At 45.2% G+C, this 25711-nt stretch carries 23 protein-coding genes, 1 tRNA gene and 1 other annotated feature; of the genes, 21 read left to right on the forward strand and 3 right to left on the reverse strand.

The annotated features are described in order from the left end of the window. Positions 1 to 152: 152 nt before the first annotated feature. From FFM70_RS01845 to FFM70_RS01900, 12 genes are all read left to right on the forward strand, one after another. Positions 153 to 1544 carry an MATE family efflux transporter gene (locus tag FFM70_RS01845; protein WP_223877414.1) on the forward strand — a complete coding sequence of 464 codons (1392 nt, stop codon included), beginning with the start codon at positions 153 to 155 and terminating at the stop codon, positions 1542 to 1544. A 69-nt stretch (positions 1545 to 1613) separates the two neighbouring features. Continuing rightward, the gene (locus FFM70_RS01850) at positions 1614 to 1859 is read left to right on the forward strand and encodes a DUF2187 domain-containing protein (RefSeq protein ID WP_137615157.1); all 246 of its coding nucleotides are present in this window, start codon (positions 1614 to 1616) and stop codon (positions 1857 to 1859) included. 61 nt (positions 1860 to 1920) lie between these two features. Next, positions 1921 to 1991, forward strand: a tRNA-Gly gene (locus FFM70_RS01855). 87 nt (positions 1992 to 2078) lie between these two features. Then, entirely contained in the window at positions 2079 to 2537 is a 459-nt protein-coding gene (locus FFM70_RS01860; protein ID WP_137615158.1) for a GNAT family N-acetyltransferase, read from the forward strand. 140 nt (positions 2538 to 2677) lie between these two features. After that, complete coding sequence (locus FFM70_RS01865) at positions 2678 to 3811, forward strand: hypothetical protein (protein ID WP_137615159.1); 1134 nt, start codon at positions 2678 to 2680, stop codon at positions 3809 to 3811. A 97-nt stretch (positions 3812 to 3908) separates the two neighbouring features. Next, positions 3909 to 4077: a binding site (T-box leader), on the forward strand. 68 nt (positions 4078 to 4145) lie between these two features. Further along, positions 4146 to 5834: an arginine--tRNA ligase gene (gene argS, locus FFM70_RS01870; RefSeq protein ID WP_137615160.1), complete on the forward strand. Its 1689-nt coding sequence runs from the start codon at positions 4146 to 4148 to the stop codon at positions 5832 to 5834. Between the two features lie 105 nt (positions 5835 to 5939). Further along, complete coding sequence (locus FFM70_RS01875; protein ID WP_223877415.1) at positions 5940 to 7043, forward strand: hypothetical protein; 1104 nt, start codon at positions 5940 to 5942, stop codon at positions 7041 to 7043. 195 nt (positions 7044 to 7238) lie between these two features. Beyond that, on the forward strand, positions 7239 to 8141 hold the full coding sequence (locus FFM70_RS01880) for an ATP-binding cassette domain-containing protein (RefSeq protein WP_137615161.1): 903 nt from the start codon (positions 7239 to 7241) through the stop codon (positions 8139 to 8141). Positions 8142 to 8144: 3 nt separating this feature from the next. Then, a complete protein-coding gene (locus FFM70_RS01885; RefSeq protein ID WP_137615162.1) occupies positions 8145 to 8924 on the forward strand; it encodes an ABC transporter permease in 780 nt (259 codons plus the stop codon). A gap of 23 nt (positions 8925 to 8947) precedes the next feature. Then, positions 8948 to 9616 carry a response regulator transcription factor gene (locus tag FFM70_RS01890; protein WP_137615163.1) on the forward strand — a complete coding sequence of 223 codons (669 nt, stop codon included), beginning with the start codon at positions 8948 to 8950 and terminating at the stop codon, positions 9614 to 9616. A 12-nt stretch (positions 9617 to 9628) separates the two neighbouring features. Next, positions 9629 to 10588, forward strand: coding sequence for a sensor histidine kinase (locus FFM70_RS01895; RefSeq protein ID WP_137615164.1), 960 nt, complete (start codon positions 9629 to 9631; stop codon positions 10586 to 10588). Between the two features lie 160 nt (positions 10589 to 10748). Then, a complete protein-coding gene (locus FFM70_RS01900; RefSeq protein WP_137615165.1) occupies positions 10749 to 12740 on the forward strand; it encodes an ABC transporter ATP-binding protein/permease in 1992 nt (663 codons plus the stop codon). Positions 12741 to 12864: 124 nt separating this feature from the next. Here FFM70_RS01900 and FFM70_RS01905 read toward each other — a convergent pair whose 3' ends face one another. The 3 genes from FFM70_RS01905 to FFM70_RS01915 are packed head-to-tail and all read right to left on the reverse strand — an operon-like array spanning position 12865 to position 15232. Further along, on the reverse strand, positions 12865 to 13329 hold the full coding sequence (locus FFM70_RS01905) for a VOC family protein (RefSeq protein WP_137615166.1): 465 nt from the start codon (positions 13327 to 13329) through the stop codon (positions 12865 to 12867). A gap of 57 nt (positions 13330 to 13386) precedes the next feature. Beyond that, the gene (locus FFM70_RS01910) at positions 13387 to 13767 is read right to left on the reverse strand and encodes a nuclear transport factor 2 family protein (protein ID WP_137615167.1); all 381 of its coding nucleotides are present in this window, start codon (positions 13765 to 13767) and stop codon (positions 13387 to 13389) included. Further along, complete coding sequence (locus FFM70_RS01915) at positions 13730 to 15232, reverse strand: aminotransferase-like domain-containing protein (RefSeq protein ID WP_137615168.1); 1503 nt, start codon at positions 15230 to 15232, stop codon at positions 13730 to 13732. Before FFM70_RS01915 ends, FFM70_RS01910 begins: the two co-directional genes overlap by 38 nt. A 149-nt stretch (positions 15233 to 15381) precedes the next feature. Here FFM70_RS01915 and FFM70_RS01920 point away from each other — a divergent pair, with 149 nt between their 5' ends. The 9 genes from FFM70_RS01920 (at position 15382) to FFM70_RS01960 (ending at position 25602) form a co-directional block, all read left to right on the forward strand. Further along, the gene (locus FFM70_RS01920) at positions 15382 to 15990 is read left to right on the forward strand and encodes a LysE/ArgO family amino acid transporter (RefSeq protein WP_137615169.1); all 609 of its coding nucleotides are present in this window, start codon (positions 15382 to 15384) and stop codon (positions 15988 to 15990) included. Between the two features lie 70 nt (positions 15991 to 16060). Then, entirely contained in the window at positions 16061 to 17182 is a 1122-nt protein-coding gene (locus tag FFM70_RS01925; protein ID WP_137615170.1) for an aminotransferase, read from the forward strand. A gap of 137 nt (positions 17183 to 17319) precedes the next feature. Beyond that, entirely contained in the window at positions 17320 to 17787 is a 468-nt protein-coding gene (gene argR / locus FFM70_RS01930; RefSeq protein WP_137615171.1) for an arginine repressor, read from the forward strand. A gap of 93 nt (positions 17788 to 17880) precedes the next feature. Beyond that, positions 17881 to 18006 carry a hypothetical protein gene (locus FFM70_RS14020; protein ID WP_263390597.1) on the forward strand — a complete coding sequence of 42 codons (126 nt, stop codon included), beginning with the start codon at positions 17881 to 17883 and terminating at the stop codon, positions 18004 to 18006. Positions 18007 to 18255: 249 nt separating this feature from the next. Next, positions 18256 to 20391 carry a transglycosylase domain-containing protein gene (locus FFM70_RS01940; RefSeq protein ID WP_137615172.1) on the forward strand — a complete coding sequence of 712 codons (2136 nt, stop codon included), beginning with the start codon at positions 18256 to 18258 and terminating at the stop codon, positions 20389 to 20391. A 71-nt stretch (positions 20392 to 20462) separates the two neighbouring features. Continuing rightward, positions 20463 to 20807 carry a YlbF/YmcA family competence regulator gene (locus FFM70_RS01945; protein WP_137615173.1) on the forward strand — a complete coding sequence of 115 codons (345 nt, stop codon included), beginning with the start codon at positions 20463 to 20465 and terminating at the stop codon, positions 20805 to 20807. Between the two features lie 70 nt (positions 20808 to 20877). Next, positions 20878 to 22104, forward strand: a complete 1227-nt coding sequence (locus tag FFM70_RS01950) for a metallophosphoesterase family protein (protein ID WP_137615174.1) — start codon at positions 20878 to 20880, stop codon at positions 22102 to 22104. Beyond that, the gene (locus FFM70_RS01955) at positions 22094 to 24607 is read left to right on the forward strand and encodes an ATP-binding protein (protein WP_137615175.1); all 2514 of its coding nucleotides are present in this window, start codon (positions 22094 to 22096) and stop codon (positions 24605 to 24607) included. The genes FFM70_RS01950 and FFM70_RS01955 overlap by 11 nt, the downstream gene beginning before the upstream one ends. A 17-nt stretch (positions 24608 to 24624) precedes the next feature. Then, the gene (locus FFM70_RS01960; RefSeq protein WP_137615176.1) at positions 24625 to 25602 is read left to right on the forward strand and encodes a 3'-5' exoribonuclease YhaM family protein; all 978 of its coding nucleotides are present in this window, start codon (positions 24625 to 24627) and stop codon (positions 25600 to 25602) included. Positions 25603 to 25711 lie beyond the last annotated feature (109 nt).

A 25711-nucleotide genomic window follows, 5' to 3' on the forward strand; every position in this document is an offset into this window, starting at 1 on the left:
TCGATATTACAGAATAATTACTTTTATATTTCGCGAGTAAATTACTAGTATTGCAGTGGTAAAGTTGTTATACTAACAAAGTTTGCTTGGGAACTGACGGGAAAGAAAACGGTTACCAAGTGGCGAGTTGACTTAACGAAAGGAGTGTAAAAATGAATGATTTAACGAAGGGGAACCCGTTAAAACTAATCTTTTGGTTTACGATTCCATTATTAATCGGAAATATTTTTCAACAATTTTATAGCTTATCTGACACTTTGATTGTCGGCCAAACGTTGGGCGTGAAAGCCTTAGCGGCGGTCGGATCAACCGGGAGTGTGCAATTTTTAATTATTGGCTTTGCCCAAGGCTTAACGGCTGGATTGTCAATCCTGACCGCGCAACACTACGGCGCCAAGGATTTTAAAGGCGTCCGGCGTAGTTTTGCCATCAGTATCGTGATTAGTTTAATTGTTGGGATTATTTTAACGATTATTTCTTTAATTTTTGTTGACCACATCTTAGTGTTAATGCAGACGCCAAAGGATATTATTGACGATGCGCGAACCTTCTTACAAATCATGTTGGGCGGGATGTTAGCGCCAATTGCGTTTAACCTATTATCCAACATCATTCGTGCGCTCGGGGATAGTCGGACGCCATTGTGGTTTTTGATCGTGAGTTCGTTGATTAATATTGGTTTGGAATTGCTCTTTATTTTAGGCTTTCACTGGGGCATTGCGGGTGCCGGTTGGGCCACGATTTTGGCACAACTGATTGCTACCTTAATGTGCGTTGTTTATATCATTGCACGCGTGCCAATTTTGCACATTGGTCGGCGGCATTTCAAATTACGGCGGCTTGAAGTTGGGGCTCACTTAAAGGTCGGGCTACCCATGGCATTTCAAATGTCAATCATTGCGATTGGGACAATCGTGTTGCAAGCGGCTTTAAATAGTTTGGGAACCAATTCAGTGGCCGCCACGACAGCGGCCCAAAAGATTGACCAAGTGGCGACGCAACCTTTAATGTCCTTCGGGGTGACGATGGCGACCTTTGCGGCTCAGAATTTTGGTGCGCATAAATATGACCGTATCGTCAAAGGGGTCAAACAAACGATGTGGTTGTCTGGTAGTTTCAGTGTCGCAGCCGGTTTAATTGAAATTATTTGGGGCAAACAATTGGTTGGCTTATTCGTCGGCCACCAAGATATGGCCGTCCTGAATTTATCACAAACGTATTTTAATGTTATTGGAAGTACTTATATCTTATTATCTATGTTATTTATTATGCGGAACACGCTTCAAGGCTTGGGTCGTTCTGCAATTCCAACCCTGGCAGGGGCTGCCGAACTGTTTATGCGGGTCTTTGCGGCTTTGATCATGGTCAAGTTGCTCGGCTACACCGGGGCTTGCTCATCTGAACCGTTAGCTTGGCTAGGGTCATGTGCGGTCTTGTTACCGGCTTATATTAAAGCGGTGCGTGAGTTACGCCATTTAGCCCGGGCTGAAGCGCATAATCAAGTTAAGACGGCGCCAGTCATGGAAGCTTCCGTAAAAAACTAAGAATTTCACTTGCAACTGAAGGTTATCTTTGATAATATTTGTTATCAATTTGAATGAAGGAGATTTCTAATGGCTGTAGAATTAAAAATTGGCGATTACGTCCAAGGTAAAAAATTTGCTTCACTTGAACATGATTTTAAAGGTGAAATCGAAAAAGTTTATGAAAACTCAGTTCTGATTTTAATTAAAGAATTTACGAAGTCTGATGAACCAATCGTGAACGAATACAATCATCGTGCCGTTGTTCGCAAGGCGGATGCTAAGATGATCAAGGCTGCACCAGCGCCAGTTGAAGTTCCAGAACCAGAAGCATAATTTTTTAAATTTAACGATGACAAGGCAGAAAATATATGCTATACTATTTTCTGTTGTCAATGCGGGTGTAGTTTAGTGGTAAAATACAAGCTTCCCAAGCTTGAGTCGCGAGTCCGATTCTCGTCACCCGCTTAAATTTCAATTCGGCAAACTAGTAACTTGGCAGTCAGGTTACTAGTTTTTTTGTGCCGTTTTTCTAACTGAGGAGTGTGAATTGACATGCAGTTTGAAGGTTATCAGTTTGATGAATTAACACCACGGCAATTACAGGGCATCTATAAATTGCGGGTGGCAATCTTTGTGGTGGAACAAAATTGTGCGTACCAAGAAGTTGATGATACTGATTTAATAGCCACTCACTTACTAGGAACAGATTCGGCTGGACAGTTGATGGCTTATGCGCGTCTAATGCGTGAACCAAACAATCAGGCGCGGTTTGGCCGAGTCATTGTCAGTCAAGCCGCACGTGGTCAGGGGAATGGACAGGCATTGATTATCGAAGCCATTCGGCAGATTCGAAGCCTTTGGCCGGCGACGACGCAGATCAATATTCAAGCGCAGCATTATTTAGACCGGTTTTATCGTTCCTTTGGCTTTACGCCAGTTTCGGCAGTTTACCTAGAAGATGGCATTCCACATCAGGATATGATCTTGAAATTCTCGAATAAGATTTGCTGATTAGTAGTAGGACCAATTGAATTTGTTAACAAAAATCGTTTTGACTCAAAAACGATTTTTTTGTAGACGCAATTAATTGCGCTCGGGCCTACGAGCGGTACACTAAATTCAACTAAAGACTGAATCTGGGGGAATAGGTCATGACCGAGACAACACAATGCTTATCAGCAACTGAGATGCAAACGTTGGTGCAGCAACTTAAAATGGTGGGCGCAACGGTTAATTTGGAACCAATCGTGCAAGTGACACTCACATTTGAAACTGGTGAGGCAGTCGGTATTCGAGGCACCGCGATCCAAGATTTAACGTTAGTCCCGAATCGCGCGAGACCAGATGGGGTCAGTCTTGCTGGTTTTCACTTACAATTGGCCACGACAGAACTGGCCGATGCTAGCACAGCGCGACTTGCAAAGGCAGCAGATCTCACTCGCTTGACGGTCGTGACCAATCATCAAACGGTCACTTATGCCATCAGTTGGTCACCATTGTCATCCGCACAGACTGGCAATTTGACTCAGTTTTGTTTGACGACCCCAACGACGCTGACTCTGGCAGCCAAATTGCCACGCTTCTATGATTGGCCAGCCGTCTTGACCGCTGCCTTGAGCGATGACCATCTGGTGATGATGGCGAAGACCTTGGCAACGGCTGAGTTGACTGAAGGTTGGGCGGCACTTGACTACCTAACTTACTTAAGATACCTGATCAAGACGATGCAGCGTTATTCAGCGGCGGCAGTGACGAAGTCGTACTTATTAGTTCGGTACTCGCCAACAGCTGTTGACGGGGAAACCTGGGACCCAGTGATTTTTGACCCGGAGGACGCTGGTGAAGGCGATCATTTCTTTGCCGGCATTGAATTCTTATCCTATCCAGAACTGCTGGCGATGCCGGTCCGCGTCGAAACGATGGGGCCTTTCTGGGAAGGGATGGCGTGGCTATTTTGGGAGATCTCATTTAATGGCATCGAAGAAGCGGATCGCCGAGCGGCAAGTCAAGAACTGACGACGGCAATGTCGGAATGCCAAGCGTTCAAGCAAGAATCGAAAAAGTTAGCGGCTTTTCTGGAAGCCTATGCGCAAACACATCCAACCGAAGCACACTTAAAGACAACTATTGCCAAGTACTGGCCGCTGACGACTGTTCAGTTACTAAATCAGGACGATTATCCGACGGGGTCAATGGTCCAACGACGTGATCCGAAACTATGGGCGGCCTTTCAAGCCCAATTTGGCAAGGCTTATCAAGCATTTGATGATCCAACCGTTAATTAAGCTGGCCACGATTGGAAAGCAATGATTACTCGCGTTAGAACTTGGGGTTGTGACTAGTCAAACTGGTTAAACTCTGTTATACTAACGCTTGTTAAAAACTCGTCTAATGAGAAAGAAAAGTAGATTGGTTAAGCTGTTCAGCGAATCTGGGGTGATGCAAGCCAGGTCAGCAGACTGATTGAAGCGCGCTTTTGAAGACTACAATTTAAATAATAAGTGGATATTATATCAATTAGAGTGGTACCGCGGGAATTCTCGTCTCTTACATGTTTTGTTTAATGTGTAGGGGACTTTTTTTGTCCGGTAACCACCTGTGAACTATTAGGAGGAAAACATGGATTACAAACAACAAGTGGCCGCTGCGTTAGCACCAGCACTGCCAGATTTAACGTTAGCCGATATTTTGGCTAAGATCGAACAACCCAAGACTTCTAAGCAAGGGGACTTGGCGTTTCCAACGTTTACGTTGGCTAAAACCATGCACAAAGCCCCACAATTGATTGCTGGGGACTTAGTTGAGAAAATTGATCAAGCTGGTTTCGAAAAAGTCGTTGCAATGGGACCATACGTTAACTTTTTCTTGAAGAAAGCTGACTTTTCAGCCGATATTTTAAACCAGATCATGACAGCTGGCGGTCACTTTGGTGATGCCAAGTTAGGCAATGCTGGCCAAGTGCCGATTGATATGTCATCACCAAACATTGCTAAGCCAATTTCAATGGGGCATTTACGGTCAACGGTCATTGGGAATTCGTTAGCGAATATCTTGAGAAAAATTGACTATAAGCCTGTTAAAATTAATCACTTAGGTGACTGGGGCACGCAATTTGGTAAGTTGATCACGGCTTACAAAATGTGGGGGAGCGAAGCTGAAGTTAAGGCTGACCCCATCAATAATTTATTGAAATATTATGTTCGTTTCCATAAAGAAGACGTTGAACATCCTGAAATGGACGATGAAGCCCGTGAATGGTTCAAAAAGTTGGAAAACGGCGACGAAGAAGCTTTAGCTTTGTGGAAATGGTTCCGTTCAGAGTCATTGAAAGCTTTCAAAAAAATCTATCAACGTTTGGATATCGAATTCGATTCATTTAAAGGGGAAGCCTTTTACAATGATAAGATGGATGAAATCGTTGATATTCTTGAATCAAAAAACTTATTGCATGAGAGTCAAGGTGCTGAAGTTGTTGATTTAAGTAAATACGATTTGAACCCCGCCTTGATCAAGAAGTCAGATGGCGCGACGTTGTATATCACGCGTGATTTAGCAGCTGCGTTATACCGGAAGCGGACTTACGATTTCGTCCAATCGCTATACGTGGTTGGGAACGAACAAACGAACCATTTCAAGCAATTAAAAGCTGTTTTGAAAGAAATGGGCTTTGATTGGTCCGATGAAATTCATCATATTCCATTCGGGTTAATCACTTCAAATGGGAAGAAGTTGTCGACGCGCAGTGGTCGAGTCATCTTATTGGATAAAGTTTTGGACGATGCGGTGGCTTTAGCTCATCAACAAATCGATCAAAAAAATCCTGATTTGGCCGACAAAGATGCCGTCGCTGACGCTGTCGGGATTGGTGCGGTCGTTTTCCATGATTTGAAGAATGAACGGATGAATAGTTTTGATTTCAACTTGGAAGAAGTTGTCCGTTTTGAAGGTGAAACCGGTCCTTACGTTCAGTACGCTCATGCTCGGGCTGAAAGTATCTTACGGAAAGCTGGTAGTCCCGTGCTTGCTGCAGACGGGCAAGCTCTGAGTGACCCAGCTGCTTGGGATACCTTGAAGTTGTTGAGTGAATTCCCAGCAACCATCGTTCGTGCAAGCAACGAATATGAACCATCAATTATTGCGAAATATGCGATCCATTTGGCAAAAGCCTTTAACAAGTATTATGGTAATACTAAGATTTTAGTTGAAGATGATGATTTAACTGCGCGCTTAGCTTTAGTTAAGAGTGTTAGCATCGTCTTGAAGGAAGCATTACGACTCTTAGGGGTTAAAGCACCTGACGAAATGTAGGCCATAAAATTAGAGCGACTTAGTCTTAAGTGACGAGGTCGCTCTTTTTTGAGTTGACAGGTTGCAATCGCTTACGTATAGTTAAAACACCTTGGCATAATTGTCTTGGCAGAAACAGGAAAGCGACGCGATGAAACGATGAATGATATTTTACATCGAGTTAGGGTTAATCGGGGGATTGTCGTGGCGTTATTAGGGTTATTGTATGTGTTTGCGACAATGCCGTTGATGACCTTGGCCAGTGTGGGTCTCGCTGGCGGCCTAATTGTGCGCACGTGGCTCACAAATTCACAACGGCGGGTCAAGTTGGGATTGAGTGCGGCTTATATCGGTGTGATGGTATTTCAATTAGTATTTAACGCCATGGTCTTATTTCCGATGCGGGGTTGGACGGCGTTATATTATCCCACTAAGCTAGTGGCGTTAGCGTTACTATTATTACCTTTGTTGGTGGAACGGTTTGTGATCGTGCAACATCAAGATGATTTTTATATGCCATCCGCCGCAGATGCCAGTGCCATTAGTTTTGCAGAACTACGGCGCAACCGGGATCGGGTCAAAAAGAGTCTGCGACAAATGTCAAAAATGTCGCAGAGTATGTCGATTGACCACTTAAAAACCGTTCTAAGCGATTTACCACGGCACAGTGCGACCCGCTATATCAACCATGGAACACTGACACCAGCTTATTTTGAAGATGCCACGGCCACTTTAGCTGATGAAGGCATCTATATTGTGGTTTCCAACACTGGGAGCCCTGCGAGTGAAATCATCTCGTCTTTTACTCAGAAACAGTATAACCATGTGTCGTTGGCATTTGATCATGACTTGGCGACGATTCTGAGCTACAACGGTGGCGATAATGTTTATCCACCAGGGATGAATGCCGAAAATTTGGAATTCTTTCATCAGAAGCCAGATGCGTCGGTCTTAGTCTATCGCTTGCCGGTCACCCGTTCTCAAAAGCAAGCGATGATTGACAAAATTGCCGAAATCAACCGTGAAGGCAGTGCTTATAATATGGTCGGACTGGTTGCCAAACACTCCTATCGGCCCAATATTATGTTCTGCTCACAGTTTGTCTATACGATGTTGAAATTAGCTGGCGTAGTGTATTTTGACAAAGCCCCCGGTGAAGTTCGACCAACGGATTTTATTGAACTTGATTATTATAAAAAAGTTCAATTTGATTATGAGATTACTTTTTAGCACGTCAATTTGGTTAGGTTTTAAAATAGGACTCGGAAATCAGTTTAAAAATTTCCGAGCCCTTTTTTGTCGAATGGTGACAACCAACTGGGCAGACATTGTTTGGGTTAACTTTATGTTTTCTTTACACTTATTAGTCAATTGATTTAGACTTCGACGGTAAAGTATAAGTATCGATGATGAGGAGTGAGAAAAATGACAGAAACAATCTTAAAAATACAAGACCTTGTTAAGCAGTATGCGGGCCGAACTGTGATTGATCATGTCAGCTTGGAGATAAAGCGAGGCATGATCTACGGCTTGATTGGTGAGAATGGGGCCGGTAAGTCAACAATTATGCGACTAATTATGGGATTGACGCATTATGATCAGGGCCAGATCACCTTATTTGGTCAACATGATGAGCTTGGTCTCCAGGCGGGGCGGCGCAAAATTGGACAATCAATTGAAACCCCGGCGTTGTATCCAGAATTGACTGCTCGTCAGAACATGGCAGTTCAAGCGGCTAATGCGGGCGTTGGCGAGTCTGAAGTTACCGACTTACTGAGGCAAATGGGATTGAGTGATACCGGCAAAAAGTTGGTCAAAAATTTTTCTTTAGGGATGCGACAACGCTTGGCAATTGCGCAAACCTTGATTAGTCATCCGGAGTTGTTGATTTTAGATGAACCAATCAATGGATTAGATCCAGCTGGAATTATTGAAATCCGGACCATCATTCAACGCTTGGCTTCAGAACAAGGTATCACCGTCTTGATTTCAAGTCACATTTTGGATGAATTATCACAAGTCGCAACTGATTATGGCATCTTGCATCATGGTCAATTGATTCAAGAATTATCCCAGGCGGAATTGGCAGAAAAGACGCGCCGCTACGTTGACTTGGTCGTGGATGATGCCAAGCAGGCGGTCGTGGTCCTTGATCAAATGGCGATCACTGATTATACAGTTAGTGATGCGCATCGCTTACAGATTTTTGCTGCGGTTTCAGTACCGGAACTCACGCGACAATTGGTTGCAGCCGATATTGCCGTTGAGCGGATTGGGATGACCAATCAGAAGTTAGAAGATTATTTTATGAGCGTAACGGAGGGGTAAGGCATGTTAAACTTATTGAGAGCTGAACGTTTGAAGTTGCAAGGTGGTCGCAAATTTTGGTTGGTCGTTGGCTTAGTCATCATTTTACCGATTTTTCAATTGTTGAATAGTCTGTCTAAGAATCACTATCAGGGTGGCTTAACGTTGCAGGTTGATCAAGTGGTCAATGGTGCCAGTGCTGTGTTGATGTCGTTGAAGAGTAACCTACTGATTTTACTCCTGTTTTGTGCCTTTATCAGTTTTTATATTGGTGAGGAATTTGAGACTGGCACGATTCGCAACCCCTTATCGCTTGGCACGAGTCGTTTGAAGTTTTATTTGACTAAATTAGCTGTCGCACTTGGGCTTACCGCGCTGACCGTAATCGTTGTCACGGGAATGAGTATGGTAGGCTATGGCTTGGTTTTTGGTTTTGGTAAAATGGCAGGTGTCACAAGTTATGGCGTGTATTTTTGGCTAGTACTAGTGACGTTATTTAGTTTGTTGGCTGCGGGGGTTGCAGTGTATGTGGCCATCAGTTTTATGACACAGAAAATCGGGTCAGCACTCATCTGGTCATTTGTATATACGATTGGCATGGGCTTAGTACCAGGCGTTTTTCAGAAGATTAACGGGTTAGAATCGGTGACTTGGTGGTTCACTGAAAGCTATCTATTTTATGTTAATTTCACGCGCCCGCAAGTGTTAGACTTGGTACCGAAGATGTTACTGGTGAGCTGGCTTACCATTTTAATTGCCAGTTTGATCGGTTATCAATGGTTTAAGCGGTCGGATATTAAATGAGTTTTTAAGAAAGCGGTGCGGAGTTGGCGACAATTTTAATTATTGAAGATGATGCGGCGGTCCATGCTTTATTGACTGAGACCTTGACTAGTCATCACTATCAGGTGCTCAGTGCTTATTCTGGTACGGAAGGCTTGCTGGTTTTTAAACAACAACCAGTCGACTTAATTTTATTGGACTTGATGTTGCCTGGATTACCGGGTGAGCAAGTGATTCGGCAATTGCGCACGACTTCAATGGTGCCGGTGATTGCGTTGTCAGCTAAAGTCGATCAAGCTTCTAAGTTAGATTTGTTGACCCATGGGGCGGACGACTATATCACGAAACCTTTTGAAATTGATGAGCTATTGGCGCGAATAGCAATTCAGTTGCGTCATCACACCGAACCAGCCACGTCGCAAACGATTTTGCGTTATCAGGATTTGTGTGTCAATTTAGAGACGCGGGCAGTCACGGTCGGCGATGCGCCGATAGCGCTAACGAGTCATGAATTTGACATTTTAACCGTTTTGATTCGACATCCGCATAAAGTATTTAGTCGGGCGAATTTGTATGAGAGTGTCTGGCAGGAGGCCTATTTGGCTAACGATAAAACGGTGAATGTTCATGTTAGTCATTTGCGGTTAAAATTGAACAAGTTTGGTGCGCACTATATCCAAACGGTCTGGGGCATTGGATTTAAATTAGTCTAGGAGGAGGTACCGATGGTCGGTTTGCTGATTGTTGCTGGAATGATAATCCTTGGTTTGGTTAGTTATTTGTGGTTATTAAAGCGCCAGATTCGACGCCTAACTGCCGCAGTTCCTCAGTTACCGGATCACGCCCGCCATGGTGGTCGCCTATTTTTAACATTTCGTGAGCGTAACTTGATCAACTTAATTACGGCGTTAAATACGATGGTTACAGCGTTTGAACAAGAAAATAGTCATAGTCGGCGAGCAGAGCGGCAACTCCAATTAGCCATAACTGGTTTATCACATGATTTACGAACCCCATTGACAGCCATTAACGGGTACGTGCAGCTACTGCAACAGACCACTGATCCGGTCAAACGGCAACGCTATTTGGTGATGATACAACAAGGTGTTTCGAAGCTGATGACGATGACCGATGAATTCTATGATCTGACACGGTTGGAAGGTCGGCAGAAACAGCTGAAAATTGTACCGTTGGCGTTGAATGAGCAAGTCGAAAGTGAATTTTTAAGCTTTTTTGACCAATTTGATCAGCGTCACTTACGAGTGACTTTTCCGAGTGAGTCGGTGTTAAGGCGGGTGCAGGGGGATCCGGAGTTATTGACGCGGGTGCTACAAAATATCATTCAAAACGCCCTACGTTATGCCGCCCATCAAGTCGAAATCAGCTATCAGTTCAGTGGTCAACAAACCTGTTTACGGGTGAAAAATGACATCAAATCCACAAACCAGTTGGCAATTCAGCACGTCTTTGATCAATTTTACACGGCTTCCAGCAGTCGAACGAATCCGGAATCTAGCGGTTTAGGCCTTTATTTATCCAAGCAATTAGTCACGGCGATGGGTGGCGAGCTCACCGCAGATTTGACAGCGGGCTGGTTCACGATTCAATTAGCCTTACCGACTGCGCTTAGTGACCAACCTCGACGTCAAAAAAGTGTCAAAACTAGCCCAAAATCGGCTAGCTAATACTGAATTAATCGTGTTAAAATCCAAGTCCACTTGATGTGGGCTTTTTTGCTTTGATTCGGAAACTTTCGTGACTAAAACGATCGTGACCACTTCCACGGGACGGCGTGCTAAGCTGGCGATAAGTTGGGGTGATAAGCAACGAAGTGGGGGCATCAACATGAGTTATTTGGAATTAAAGGCGATTCATAAATCATATTATATTGGCAAAACCGCTTATCCGGTGTTAAAAGGGATTGATTTGAGTTTTGACTTGGGTGAGTTCGTGACAATTTTGGGAGAATCAGGTGGCGGTAAATCAACTTTGATGAATATTATCGGCGGCTTGGATCGTGATTTTGACGGGAGTGTCAGCGTTCATGGTCAGCCACTTGATCATCATCATGATCGCCAATTGGATCGTTATCGCCGTGAAACTGTCGGTTATATTTATCAAGCTTATAATTTAATCAGTCATTTGACCGTCTTGGATAATGTCATGTTATCACTGGATATGACCAAACTTTCACATCAGGCGCGAATGAAACGCGCGCGTGGTTTGCTCAATCAAGTTGGGCTGACTGACCAGCTCAAAAAATATCCGAGTCAGTTATCCGGTGGGCAAAAGCAGCGTGTTGCGATTGCGCGGGCGCTGGCGAGTGATCCACAGATTATTATTGCGGATGAGCCGACGGGTGCCTTGGATTCCCAAAATACTAAAGAAGTGTTAGCAATCTTACAAAAAATTGCGGCCAATGGACGGTTAGTCATTTGTGTGACTCATTCAACGACGGTTGCCCATGCTGGGACGCGCATCGTCCAATTAACCGATGGCAAAATTACCGATGATCAAGTCATTCAGGCTGCGGCCAAACCGACAACGCATCGGGCAAAGTTAGCCGCGCGCACGTTGCCTTGGCGAATTTCACTCAGTACGGCGTTTAAGCATTTGCGGCATACTTGGAGTTGGAATACGTTAATCGTGTTGGGCACGGCGATTGGCTTGTTTGCTGTGATGTTATTTAATGGCTTAGGTAATGGGCTGAAAGGTTATATTAACCATCAGATAAATGCCTTGGTCGATCCGCAATCCATTACGGTGATGCGCTACGTTGACAGTGCGAAGGCCCAAGAGGAACAATTTGCGGCACAAGCTGATCCGAGTGAGGCCGGCAGTGTGGCAACGCACATGCCAACCTTTTCAAATGCGCAGGTGACCGAATTGAAAGATGTGTCGCATGTGGTTAAAGTGGAACCTGGGATTGCGGCGAGTGATGCGATGATCACAATTGGTAAGACCAGCTATTCGGCACCCCAGTTAACGACTTGGACGAGTACCGACCAACCGTCAACTTTGAAAGCTGGGCATCTTGCGGGTAACAATCAAATTGTCATTGATAAGAGTTCGATTGCGCAGAAGTGGTCGTCGAAAAACTGGCGGCAATTAGTTGGACAAAAAGTGACGGTCGCTTATCACACTTTGAATAATCAGAATCGGCTAGTTACCGTTCAACGTCAATTGACCGTGGCTGGGATTGCGGATGCGTCGACTGGTGCCGGGCTCAATGCCGTCAATTACCAGACGATGCAATCCATGCGTGCCGCGGCGAAAGTCAACACGCAACCAACTTTTGTGACGGTCCGGATCAATGGCCGTCGTCAAAATGAACCGGTCGTGAGTGCCATTAATCGCTTGAAGACGGCTGGCAAACAACAATTTGCCGCAACAAGTATTTCGTCAGCCTTGGATACAGTCAATACTTACGTTAATTTAGCCACCACCGTGCTGGCGGCGATTGCGGGTATTTCGTTATTAGTTTCAGCGTTGATGATCATTGTGACCATGTTTATGTCGGTCAGTGCCCGTATGAAAGAAATTGGAATTCTACGGTCATTGGGTGAAAGTCGACGCGATATTCGGCGGTTGTTTACTAGTGAAGCACTGATGTTGGGGGTGTTTAGTGCAACACTGGCAACCGGGCTAGCTTATGGATTGGGTAGTACATTCAACCACGTGTTGTATCGAATTGCAGGGTACAATTTGGTTCAGATTCAGTTTAGCAATGTGATCAGTATTTTCATCATTGCGTTACTGATTGCTTGGCTAGCCGCAATTTTACCGGCTCGTCGCGCGGCTCGCTTGAATCCAATTACGGCTTTAGCCGCTGAATAGTAATCAGCTATCTGTGACAACTATCTTAGAAGATTTGGAATGGTTATTAGTTGTAGTAGACAAGCTACCACAATAAAAGCAATCAGGCACACTCAGCTTATTTACCGAATGTGCCTGATTGCTTTTATTGTGCGTTTTTTAAAGTTTCAATGTCTATTTTGCCCATTTGCAACATCGCTTGAATCTGAGCAGGCGTCTGAGTCAGTTCGGCCATTTGCTTTGGCACGATTTGCCAGGAGACGCCAAATTGATCTTTCGCCCAGCCACACTGTTCAGCTTCGGGAACGTGTGAGAGTCTTTCCCAATAATAATCAATTTCTTGCTGGTCAGCGCATTCGATCGTGAATGAGATGGCTTCATTAATTCTGAAGCTGGGACCACCGTCTAGTGCCATAAACCGTTGCCCATTCAGATTGAAGATGGCGGTCAATACTTTACCGGTCATGCCTTCGAAATGCTGATCAAGCGTGCTATCAGGATAGTGAGTAATAGACTCAATGGTTGAGTTTGGAAAGACGGTGACGTAGTAATTAATCGCTGTTTCACAATTGTTGTCGGCGAACCAGAGACTGGGAACGATTTTGTTCATTTGGAAACCTCCATCAGGGTTATTTTGCGCTAAGTGTACCGAATATTGTAATCGAATTCAAACATTTGCAGTGAATGGTCGAAAAGTGGCGTGCTTGGTCGCATATTCTGTCAATTTGGTGATTTTGTCGGTGCTAAATTCAATAATCGAGACACCATCGAAATCGGTCGTGGTGTCAGCTTCGCTTGCTTTAAAGTACCATTCGACCACGGCCAAGTTATCATTTAACCAACCTAATCGCTGAATGTCCCAGGCAAGGACGGTCTGATGGGGCAACTGATGGTCAATCCATTGTTGCAACTCATCGATGCCATGGTAAGTTGCCCCGTAACATTCCCGATAGTGACAGTTGTTAGTGAAAAAAGTCGTTAAGGTTGGAAATTGCTTGGTGAGCCAGCAATTAAAATACTGACGAATCAGTTGTTCTTTCGCTAGCATGTTTTGCGCCTCCCACTGGGAAATTTTGCTGGATCAAGTCGGTTAAAATCTGAATGCCACGTTCAAAGCGAGCCGTGGATTCATACGAAAAACTCAGTCGGATGTACTGATTGGGTTTGAAATCGTAAATATTGCCGGGATTAAAGAGGACATTTTGTGCAGTTGCTAAATCAAAGAGTTTTGGAATGTTGATCCGATCCGCCAAACGAATCCAGAGATAAAAGCCGCCAGTTGGCGCTTGCCAAGTGGCGATGCCGTTACCCCAGTATTTTTGTAAAATTGCTTGCGCTGCTGCCGCTTTCTTAGTGAGTACGGCCCGAAAATGAGCTTGATAATTATCATAGTCCGGATCAGCTAATATTTCAGCGAGCACTAATTGGGATAGTGAACTGGCGCCATAGTCGGTTTGCATGCGGACGTCGGTCAAACGGTCGATGACGGGTTTAGACGCCACTGTCCAGCCGAGTCGCAAGCCAGGAGCCAACGATTTTGAAATACTTCCGAAATAGATAACATTTCCGGCAGTATCTAATGCTTTTAGCGGTTGTGGGGGTTGTTGTTCAAACCAAACGTCTTGATAGGCGGCATCTTCCAAGACAGGAATCTGGTGTTCTTGAGCATACGTCAGCAATTGTTGGCGGCGGTCGGCACTCATCACAATACCAGTTGGGTTGTTAAAAGTGGGGATCGTATACATAATCGCTTGCGAGTCTTTCGCGGGAGGCGTCATTTGCCAATAAGCCATTCCTTGGTTATCCATCGGGACCCCCGATAAATGGGTGTTGGCGGACTGGAAGACTTGAAGCGACTTCACATAAGTTGGGGCTTCCGTATAGATTGTGGCGTCTTTGGGAAATAAGGAAACGGAAACGAGCTGTAAGGCTTGCAGTGACCCTGAGGTGATCAAAATGTTTTCAGGTTGCGTGTGAATCCCAACTTTTGCGAGATGGCGTGCTAATTGTTCACGCAGCGCAAGAATTCCAGCTGGCTCGGTATAGTTCAAGCTGGTGAGGGTGTTGCCTAGTTTAGCCAAGGCTTTTTGGAATAACTCGCGTGGAAACTGTTCAGGGGCAGGCTCACCGGTACTGAGTCGAATCACGGCGTCCGTTTCAAATTGATTGATCTTTTGAATCGCCGACGTATTCGGTTTAAATTGTCCGGCTTTGACGTATTGCGACCAGTTAACGTGTTCGGCAAGTAAACTGGACCAGTGATTTCCTGAAACGGTCATTCCAGAACCGGGATTGCTCGTAATTAGACCGACGGCAATCAAATCGTCGAGGGCAGTGATGAGAGTACTACGATTGACGCCAAACTGCGCGGCTAACTTGCGTTGTGCGGGTAGCTTGGCTCCCATCGGCCACTCACCACTAGCGATAGCGTGCTGAAAGTAGGTTGTAATTTGTTGATAAATTGGTGTGCTAGCAGTTTTATCAGGCTGCCAGTTCAGTTGGATTTCTGACATGTGGACCTCCTAAATGGTTGGGCTGAAAGTTTAAAATTGGTTGGGGACAAACCTAATTAACTCCATTATAATCATCTCATGAGTTAAAGCCAGTTAAGTGATACGGTATTTTCAATGACTGAATTGGTTGGATTGGAGCTGGAAATTTAATGCAAGTCTTTTTACAAGGATTATTATTTGGCATCGCGTATATTGCGCCGATTGGGATGCAAAATTTATTTGTTGTTTCGACGGCAATTGAACAGCCACTGAAGCGGGCACTACAAGTTGCCTTAATTGTGATTTTCTTTGATACGTCACTGTCGATAGCTTGTTTTTATGGGGTTGGTAAACTATTACAAACGACGCCGTGGCTAGAATTGGCCGTGTTATTGGTGGGAAGTTTACTGGTCTTTTACATTGGCTGGGGCTTAGTCCACCAAAAGCAAGTGGAGATGGGAACCATGGCAACGACCTTTTCTTATAAGGCTGCTGTGGTGACCGCTTTCTCCGTTGCTTGGTTAAATCCACAAGCCTTGATCGATGGCTCGGTTTTATTAGGCGCGTTTCGCGTGTCACTACCAGCTGAACTGACCCACTTTTTCATGTTAGGGGTCATTATCGCGTCAATTGTTTGGTTCATTGGGTTGACAGGGTTAATTAGTAAATTTAAACATTTAATGCAACCCAAAGTACTGCTATGGGTGAATCGCGTCTGTGGCATCGTGATTATTTTATATGGTGTCAAGCTTTTGGCGACGGCCGTGACTAAAATATAGTTGCAGACCAGCGCCACAATCGGTATGCTAGTCGTATTGGATTTTTTGAGTAGAAGGGAACGATTAGCACATGCAAATTGCCGGTTTTGGCGTGGAAGCCTGGTTAAATGAGACTGAAAAAACGGCGACGACTGACATCAGTCAAAGCTCGATTGCCGCGTTGACGATGCAAGAGGTCGTTGATTTAGATGGTCACCACGGGCAGCAATTTTATCAGCAGTTAAACCAATCGCGCTTGGATTACGGTTGGATCGAAGGGTCACCGGCATTTAAAAAGTTGGCCAGTGAGTTATACCAACACGTCCCAGCCGCAAATATCTTACAGACAAATGGGGCAACTGGGGCTAATCATTTGGCCATTTATAGTTTGCTAAACCCCGGTGATCACGTGATTGCCTTGTATCCGAGCTATCAGCAGCTCTATGATATTCCGAAGTCATTAGGCGCAACTGTTGATTATTGGCATATACATGAGTCGCAACAGTGGCTGCCAGATATTGCGGAACTAGAAAGCTTGATTCGGCCGGATACGAAAATGATTTTGCTGAACAATGCTGTGAATCCGACTGGGAGTCTATTGGATGAGGCATTATTGAAACGAGTTGTTGCGTTGGCACGCAAAGTTGGCGCCTATGTTTTGGCGGATGAAGTCTATGAGCCACTGGATGGCACGCCATTTGTGTCCATTGCGGACTTGTATGAAAAAGGCATTGCTATCAACAGTTTATCAAAGACTTATTCGGTACCCGGCATCCGGATCGGTTGGACCGCAACACAGTCAATGGAACTCGCTGAGATTTTTCGGAAGTATCGCGACTATACGATGATCTGTGGTGGCGTGTTCAACGATCAGTTGGCGGTCTTGATTTTGCAACACCGGGCGGAGATTCTAGCGCGCAATCGCGAAATTGTTAATCGCAATCTTAAAATTTATACTGATTGGGTGATGCAAGAACCCCGTGCTAGCTTAATTGCACCCCATGGCATTTCAGTTTCATGTCTCAAGTTAGACTTGCCAGTTGCGGATGAGCTTTTCTGTCGGGAACTTTTAGCGGAGACTGGCGTGTTGCTAGTGCCGGGGTCGCGGTTTGACTTGCCCGGCCACGTGCGCTTAGGCTATTGTACGCAAACAGCTACGCTTAAACGCGGGTTAACTTTATTGAGTGCCTTTTTACGGCGTTATGACGATTAAAAATTAATAGTTATGCAATTTATTAGTCAATTTATACAAACGGACAACGTATAAATTGGCTTTTTTGCGTGGAAGCGTAGTTTGCCCAGTGAATATTTGCTATAATAGGCTCATAATTATCAAGGGAGGTTTCGTGAATGAAAAAGACTGATCGACAAGCGGCGATTGAGCAATTGATCACCCAATATCCAATTGCCACGCAAGAAGACTTGATGGCCCGCTTAAAGGCCGAGGGTATCGCCGCGACGCAGGCTACGATTTCGCGGGACATCCGTGAGATGCAGATTGTGAAGTCACCAGATGATCGTGGGCGGTCACGTTATACGATTTTTAAAGCTAGCAATCAAAATGAGCAGGATCGTTTATTTGAAAGTCTACACGATGTGGTGACTGGCGTTGACCGGGTTGAATTTATGACAATCATCCATACATTGCCTAGTAACGGGAACTTGTTAGCTGCAATTATTGATGATTTGAATTTGCCAGAAGTTGCGGGGACTTTGGCGGGACATGATACGATCTTTATTGTGAGCCCCAGCGTTGAAGTGGCCAAATCTTTACAGTCGTTGATTATGGCGCATGTGCAAACTGATGATGACTTATAACTGAAAGACACCGTTTACTAGGTGTCTTTTTTGCATTCGACTGTTTTTCAAGGTATAGTTGAGTTAAAGATAAGGTATATGGAAGGCGGTGGAATGATGAAATATACGAAAAAGCGGTCGGAACGTAAGAATCAAAAGCAACGTGACGCAACCTTTGAAAAGTTTAAGAAACAACAAAATGAACTAAATGCAAATCGGCGTGGTGTTCGTCGTAAATAAGAGTTTGAGACAAACGGGTCTCAAACTTTTTTTGTCGAAAAAAGTTAGCTGCAAAACTAGCGACATCCGGAGACGGCGAGTAATCAGTTGTAATTGTTTTTGAAGATTTTATCAAGGTTTTGCCGATAGTCTTAGCCTAATCGGATTTATGATACAATAATTGCAACGATTAAGTCAGGTCGAGGCATCCACAGCAAAGTGGTGGTGCGTGCTGGGTCCTTTGGTGTCCGACTGAACAAGGGGAAGATTATGCAGAAAAATGGTTTTTGGGCCACCATCAAAGATGGTTTTCACGTCGTTGGTCAGTGGCTAAAGCCTTACTGGCAAAGCTTTTCAGCTGCTTTTGGATATCAATGGCACCGACTACAATTGACACGTTGGCTGATTATTGTCATTTTAAGTGCCATCTTGGTCGTGAGTGCTTATTTAACGTTCGAAGCAAAAACAGCTAAGGTCGGTAATTTACAGGCTGAATTAGAAAAAACAACTGAGATTTTCGATAAGGATAACAAGAAGGCAGGATCACTGTACTCGCAAAAAGGGACATATGTTCATTTGGATGCCATCTCAACGAATTTGCAGAATGCTGTTATTTCAACGGAAGATCGCAACTTTTATCGTGAACATGGTTTCTCAATTAAAGGAATTGGCCGTGCAGGTGTCCTCTATATCATGAACAAGTTGTTGGGTCGCGACTATATTAGTGGCGGTGGGAGTACTTTGACGCAACAGTTAGTCAAGAATGCTTACTTAACTCAGCAGCAAACATTTACCCGGAAATTACGCGAAATTTTCTTATCGATCGAAGTCGAAAACGTCTATAGTAAGAGCCAAATTTTGGCGATGTATTTGAACAATGCTTACTTTGGCCATGGTGTTTGGGGTGCAGAAGATGCTGCCGAACGTTACTTTGGGGTGCATGCTTCAGAACTGAGTGTGGATCAAGCCGCAACTTTAGCTGGGATGCTGAGTTCACCAAGTGGCTATGATCCGATCACTCATCCGAAAGCGTCGACTGCCCGACGCAATGTCGTCCTGAATAACATGGTTAATAATAAGAAGTTAAGTCAAAGCGAGTATCAACTGTATTCGAAAAAAGCGATGAACTTAACGGATAATTATCACTATGAAAGTGGTTATAATTATCCTTATTACTTTGACGCCGTGATTAGTGAAGCAATTAATAAATATGGGTTGACTGAGTCTGATATTATGAATCGTGGTTATAAGATTTATACATCGTTAGACCAGGATGACCAAACACAAATGCAAAATTCGTTCAAGGATAGTACCTTATTCCCAGCAGACGCTGAGGATGGCACGAAGGTCCAAGGTGCGTCAGTCGCGGTTGATCCGTCGACTGGCGGCGTGCTCGCCGTGGTCGGTGGGCGTGGTAAACACGTTTTCCGCGGTTTCAACCGAGCCACGCAGATCAAGCGCCAACCAGGGTCGACCATCAAACCGTTGGCCGTTTATACGCCCGCGTTGACGGCTGGTTATACCTATGATTCAAACCTCTCTAACAAGCAACAAACGTTTGGTGGCAATAAATATGCCCCCAAAAATTATGATAATGTTTATTCCACGTCGGTACCCATGTATTCGGCATTAGCTCAGAGTATGAATATTCCGGCAGTGTGGTTGCTCAATAAGATTGGTGTTAATAAGGGTTATCAGTCGGTCAAAAAGTTTGGCTTACCCGTGACAAAGGGTGACGATAACTTAGCACTGGCCTTGGGTGGTTTGACTACTGGCGTCTCCCCAACGCAAATGGCGAGTGCCTATACGGCGTTTGCTAATAACGGGAAGGAAACGACATCCCACTTTATTACTAAAATTGTCGATGCTAGTGGCAAGACGATCGTTGATAACACGAATACGAGTTCAAAGCAGATCATGTCAGCTAAGATTGCCAAAGAAATGACTAGTATGATGCTGGGTGTCTATAACAGTGGGACTGGGGCAGCCGCGAAACCATATGGCTACACGATTGCTGGGAAGACTGGGAGTACCCAAGCTGATTATGCCACTGGCTCTGGTACGAAAGACCAGTGGATGATTGCTTATACACCAGACGTGGTCGTCACGACCTGGATTGGCTTTGATACGACTAATAGTACCCATTACTTGAAGAGTTTGTCTGAAAATCAACTCTCGTCACTTTTTAAGAATGAAATGACCAACATTTTACCGAATACAAAAGGGACGAGCTTTGGAACCCAGGATGCGTCGACCTTGGCACAGCAAGGCTCAGCTAACTCGTCGTCGGGAAGTTCATCTGCAATTTGGAACAATGTTGAGGACAGTGCTGGTAAAGTCGGTAAGGCCGTCAAAGATACCGCCAAGAATTGGTTCTCACAGGCAAAGAAAATGTTTGGGAACTAGTGCTTGTGCTATTCAAGGGCTTTCAAAAATGCTAAAATAATGAGGACACATACTCGAGGAGGAACTTAATCATGGCCGTAAATATTTATGACACTGCAAACACGTTAGAACAACAATTACGCGAAACCAAGGAATTCAAAGAATTAAAGACAACCTATGATGCAATGAAAACCGATAAAGCTGCCTTTGACTTATTTAAAGATTTCCAAGAAATTCAGATGCAATTATCACAAAAGCAAATGAATGGCGAAGAACTCACCGATGATGAAGTTCAAAAGGCCCACGATTTAGCAGACAAAGTTGGCAATGTCGATGCAATTAAAGCTTTGATGGGTAAGGAACGAAATTTGAACCAGCTCATGAATGATTTGAACCAAATCATTACAAAACCTGTTCAAGAATTATATCGCGACTAATTCAATTAAGGTCCTGAGAGACAATGGCGAAACTTTTCGTGATTGTCTCTTTTTTCGTAAGGAGGAGAAAATGAAATTTATCCATGCAGCGGACTTACATTTGGATACACCGTTTCAAGGCTTAACTGGTTTACCAGCTGAGTTACAACAACGAATATTAGCGGCACCGTTAGCGAGTTTAGAACGATTGGTTGATTTGGCACTCGCAGAAAAAGTGGATTTTGTCCTATTGGTCGGCGATTTATTTGATCGAGCGCAACAAAGTGTGCAAGCCCAAGCCGCATTGATGGTGCAATTGGAACGCTTGAATGCTGCACAGATCCCAGTAATTTTATCCTTTGGGAACCACGATTACCAGCCAGATGACGCCGATTGGCATTTTCCGGCGAATGTCCATGCCTTTGGGTCACAAGTTGAAACGGTGACGTTGACCACGGCGGCACAAACTAAAGTTGCAATTACTGGTTTTAGCTATGCGCAACGGTGGTTAACCACGTCCATGGGCGGGCAATTCCCACTCAAAATGACTGATGCCGACTATCAGATTGGTATGTGGCATGGTCAAACGGGAACAGCCGGTGACCATTATGCGCCATTTAGTGTGGGCGAACTATTGCAGAAGCACTATGATTATTGGGCATTGGGGCACATCCATCAACGGCAAGAATTAAATGCGATGCCGCCAATTGAGTATCCGGGCAATTTACAAGGTCGTCAGCGCAATGAAACTGGTGAAAAGGGTTGTTTATTGGTGACGAGTACTGCAGATCATCAGTTGAAACCAGTTTTTAAATCACTAGCAACCATTATTTGGCAAGATTGGACGCCGACACTGACTAGCGAACTCTCGCGGTCAGCACTATTAACGCAACTGACGGATCAGCTCAACACAACGATGACGACGCCCACACAGCTAGTGAACATTCAGTTGCCAGCGACGTGTCAGTTGACCGCTGATGCTGAGTTAGCTTGGTCGCAAGGGGCCTTACTACACCAATTGCAGGCAGCTACTGATGGCAAAAATTGGTGGCCAGTGGCGTTGCAACGGCCATCGACGACTGAATCGACCGCTTTAAGTTTTGATGGCGCAGCTGAAACTTGGGAACAAGTGGGGCAAAATGTTGTGACGACCGAACAAGTTGCGGTGTTAGCGGACCGTTTATTGGACGAACCATTTTTGACGGCAGCTTTGTTGGAAGACATGACGTCAGCGCAATGGCAGCAACGAGTCTTAACGTTGCTAACTGATCATTATCAGCTCACTAGGCAAAAGGATGGTCCAGACGATGCAGATTAGAAAAATTGAAATTGCCGGTTTTGGTAAGTTTAAAAATGCCAGTTTTGAATTTGGTGCTGGTTTACAGGTCATCTATGGCGTCAATGAATCAGGCAAGTCGACACTCCGGGCATTTATTCTGGGTATGTTGTTTGGCTTTCCTTCCCGCCGACAGCGATTAGCCCGTTATGAACCCAAGCAAACGAGTCAGTATGGCGGTAGTTTGGAATTAGTGGTTGAGGGGCAGACGTACCGGTTAACGCGGCTTGGCGATCAACCTGCAACGTTGTTCAATCTCAGCACACAGCAACCTCAACCCCTGGCACTATTGGAAAAATGGTTAGCACCTTACGATGAAATAAGTTACAAACAGCTGTTTACGTTTAATCAGGCGGAATTAACGGCACTCAAAACGTTAAGTGCGACAGAATTAAACCGGCAACTACAACAAGTGGGAACCCTCGGAAGTGCTGCTTGGCGTGAAACGGCGGCGCAACTGCGGCAGTCCGCGGATGAATTGTATAAACCACGTGGTCGCAAACCGGCTTTAAATCAAGTTTTACAACAGTACCAAGTGCTGAAAGAACAAGTGCAGACCGCACAACAACGTTATCCGGAATACCAACAACTACAAACTAAGATAGAACAACTTTCGGCTGATAAGAGTCGCCTGACACGTCAGTTGGCTAGTCTGACTGCCGAACAACAGCAGTTAGCCAATTTGCGGAATGAATGGCCGGTTTATCAGCAACTTAAACAGTTGCAAGCGACATCCAAGCCGGCGACGACTTTAGCTACTGGGACATCAGAAAAATTCGCCACGTTATCGCAAACCCAAACCGAATTGCAACACAGTTTGGCTAGTGCACGCCAACAACTTACGCAGCAGCCGGTCGATGAAGGGTCCAAGGGCGTCCTCGGGTTCTATGTGGCGCACCAAGAAAAGTTTGACGATTTAGAGCGCCAATTGCCAGCGTTACAACAAAACTGGGGCCGTTATCAGACCTTGGCTAGTCAAGTGAAACAAACACAAGCGACTTATGATGAACAGCTGGCGGCCCATCCAGAACTGAGTGCTAGTTTATCGCCTAATCGGCAGGCTGGCATTGACGCCTTAAAAGTACGGCTGGCCACAGACAATGCGGCAAGTACCAGAACACGGCCGCAGCAGTCAGGCTCAGCTACACGTCAAATTGCCGGTTTTGATTGGCGCTTGCTTGCTGGGGGCCTCGGCTTAGTTGCGGGGGTGATTTTACCGCTAGGTGCGTTCAAATGGGTCTTAATGTTGGCTGGTTTAGGACTACTAGGCTGGTTTGGTTGGGAACAACTCGGTAACGGCCAGGGGACGACGCCAACTCAGAATACTGATTGGACGGCCAGCTTAAGTGCGGCAGGATTATCGCCGGATTTGGATCAGCAGGGTGCCCAACAAGCGTTAACCGCCTTAGCCGCCATTCAGCGGGCGCAAACGGCCGTAACGACGGCGCAACAACAGTTAGCGGCGCAAGCGGCAACTGTTTGGCAAGCTTTGTCGGCGTATCAATTCGCGGCTGATTGGGTGCCAGTTGACGAACAACACTTGGGAGCCAGTATCAGCCGAGTCACGGCATTCTTTGAAAAGATGCGGCAAAAACTGCAAACAGAACAATTATCTGGCGCTGATTTTGCGTACACGCAACGACAAGTCCAACAATTAACGACCCAAAGTAAAGTAGTCCAGGCGCAATTACAAGCTTTGGCAACGAGCAATGGTTATCCGGATGTAGACGCCTTAGCCAATGCGATTGCAACGCAAACGACGGCGGCAAGTAATGCGGTTAGTTTGCAACAACTAAAGACCCAATTACCAGCATCAGAGTTAGCGGACTTACAAAATTATGGGTCATTGGTAGAGCTCCAACAGGCCATCACGGTGGCTCGACAACAAGCCGCAGCTGGACAGGCTCAATTAACGCAACAAGCGGCGACCTTGGTGACAGCTCAGACGCAATTGCAACGACTGACAGAAGATGGGCGTTATACAGCTTTACGCCAACAACAAGCTAATGCACAGACGGATATTACGGTGATGGCGCGGCAATGGGTCACGCGCCAACTTGGTGCGGCTTGGATCGATCAAGCGTTACGGCGACTGACTGACCAACAATTACCAGCTATCTTAACGCAAGCCACGACCTATTTCGCGCAACTGACGGGACAGCGGTATAATGAAATCAAATTAGTCGCGGATGAACTGATGCTGACGGCGACGGATGGTACGGACTTTGCAGTGGCAGAATTATCGACAGCCACGAAAGAACAGTTTTATCTCGCGTTGCGGTTAGCCTTGATTGTTCATTTAGGCACACAAGCGCAGTTACCAATCATGATTGACGATGGGTTGGTGAACTTTGATGATCAACGTCGGCAGGCTGCTTGGCAACTGCTCAAGCAAGTCGCGGCTGATCATCAACTGCTATACTTTACAGTTGAAGCCGCAGCACTAACACAATTGCCCGCAGAGAAGATTCAGCAATTAACTTAAACTTGGAGGGGTTTTAAATGGCCAAAAAATTATTCGATTATCAGCTGGATGAAACTGTTGATGGTTTCTTCTTATTAAAAGACGCCGAAGTACGGATCGCTAAAAATGGTAAAAAGTTCTTAGCCATTAATTTTCAAGATACTTCAGGTGAAATTTCGGGGAAGTTTTGGGATGCAAGTGAGCAAGATGTCGCGCATTTTCAAGCGGGACGAATTGTCCATTTAAAGGGGAAGCGTGAAAACTATCAGGGTAACCCCCAAATCAAGATTCAACAGATGCGCCTCACGCAACCGGGTGAGCCACAAGACGTGCAACAATTTGTGGAACACGCGCCGATGAATGTGGCGGCCATGGAAGAGGAGCTTAATCAGTTTGTCTTTGAAATTACGGAGCCAAACTGGAATCGCATCGTTCGACATTTATTAAGCCATTTCCATGACGCGTTCTTCAGCTATCCAGCGGCAAAAAAGAATCACCATGCCTTTGCAGGCGGCTTGGCCTTTCACACGTTATCCATCTTACGGTTAGCCAAGTCAGTCGCTGACGAGTATCCGCATGTCAATCGGTCCTTGCTGTACGCTGGGGCCATTTTGCATGACATGGGTAAAACGATTGAAATGTCTGGCCCCGTCTCAACAACTTATACGTTGGCCGGAAATTTGGTTGGTCACATTGTATTGATTGATGAGCAGATCGTCAAGGCTTGCCAACAATTGAAAATTGATGACCAAGCGGAATCAGTCTTGATTTTGCGGCACATGATTTTGGCGCACCATGGCTTACTGGAATATGGGTCACCAGTGCGGCCACATGTGATGGAAGCCGAAATCTTACATGAATTAGACGAACTCGATGCGTCGATTCAAATGATGCAGACGTCGATCGAACATGCCGAACCGGGCAGCTTTACGGAACGAATCTTTGCGATGGACGGTCGGAACTTCTATCGGCCAACGCATGATGATACAAAAGGTGAATTAGACACTGACAAGTAGGACTTAACTAAGTTCGTGAAACTAAAAAAGGTCCCGTAATTACATCTTGTAATTACGGGACCTTTAAGCTAGCGTTCATAATCTCATGAAAAGACTAAGGCACTAATTA

It is taken from the genome of Lactiplantibacillus nangangensis (genome assembly GCF_005405065.1).
Taxonomy (GTDB): Bacteria; Bacillota; Bacilli; order Lactobacillales; family Lactobacillaceae; genus Lactiplantibacillus; species Lactiplantibacillus nangangensis.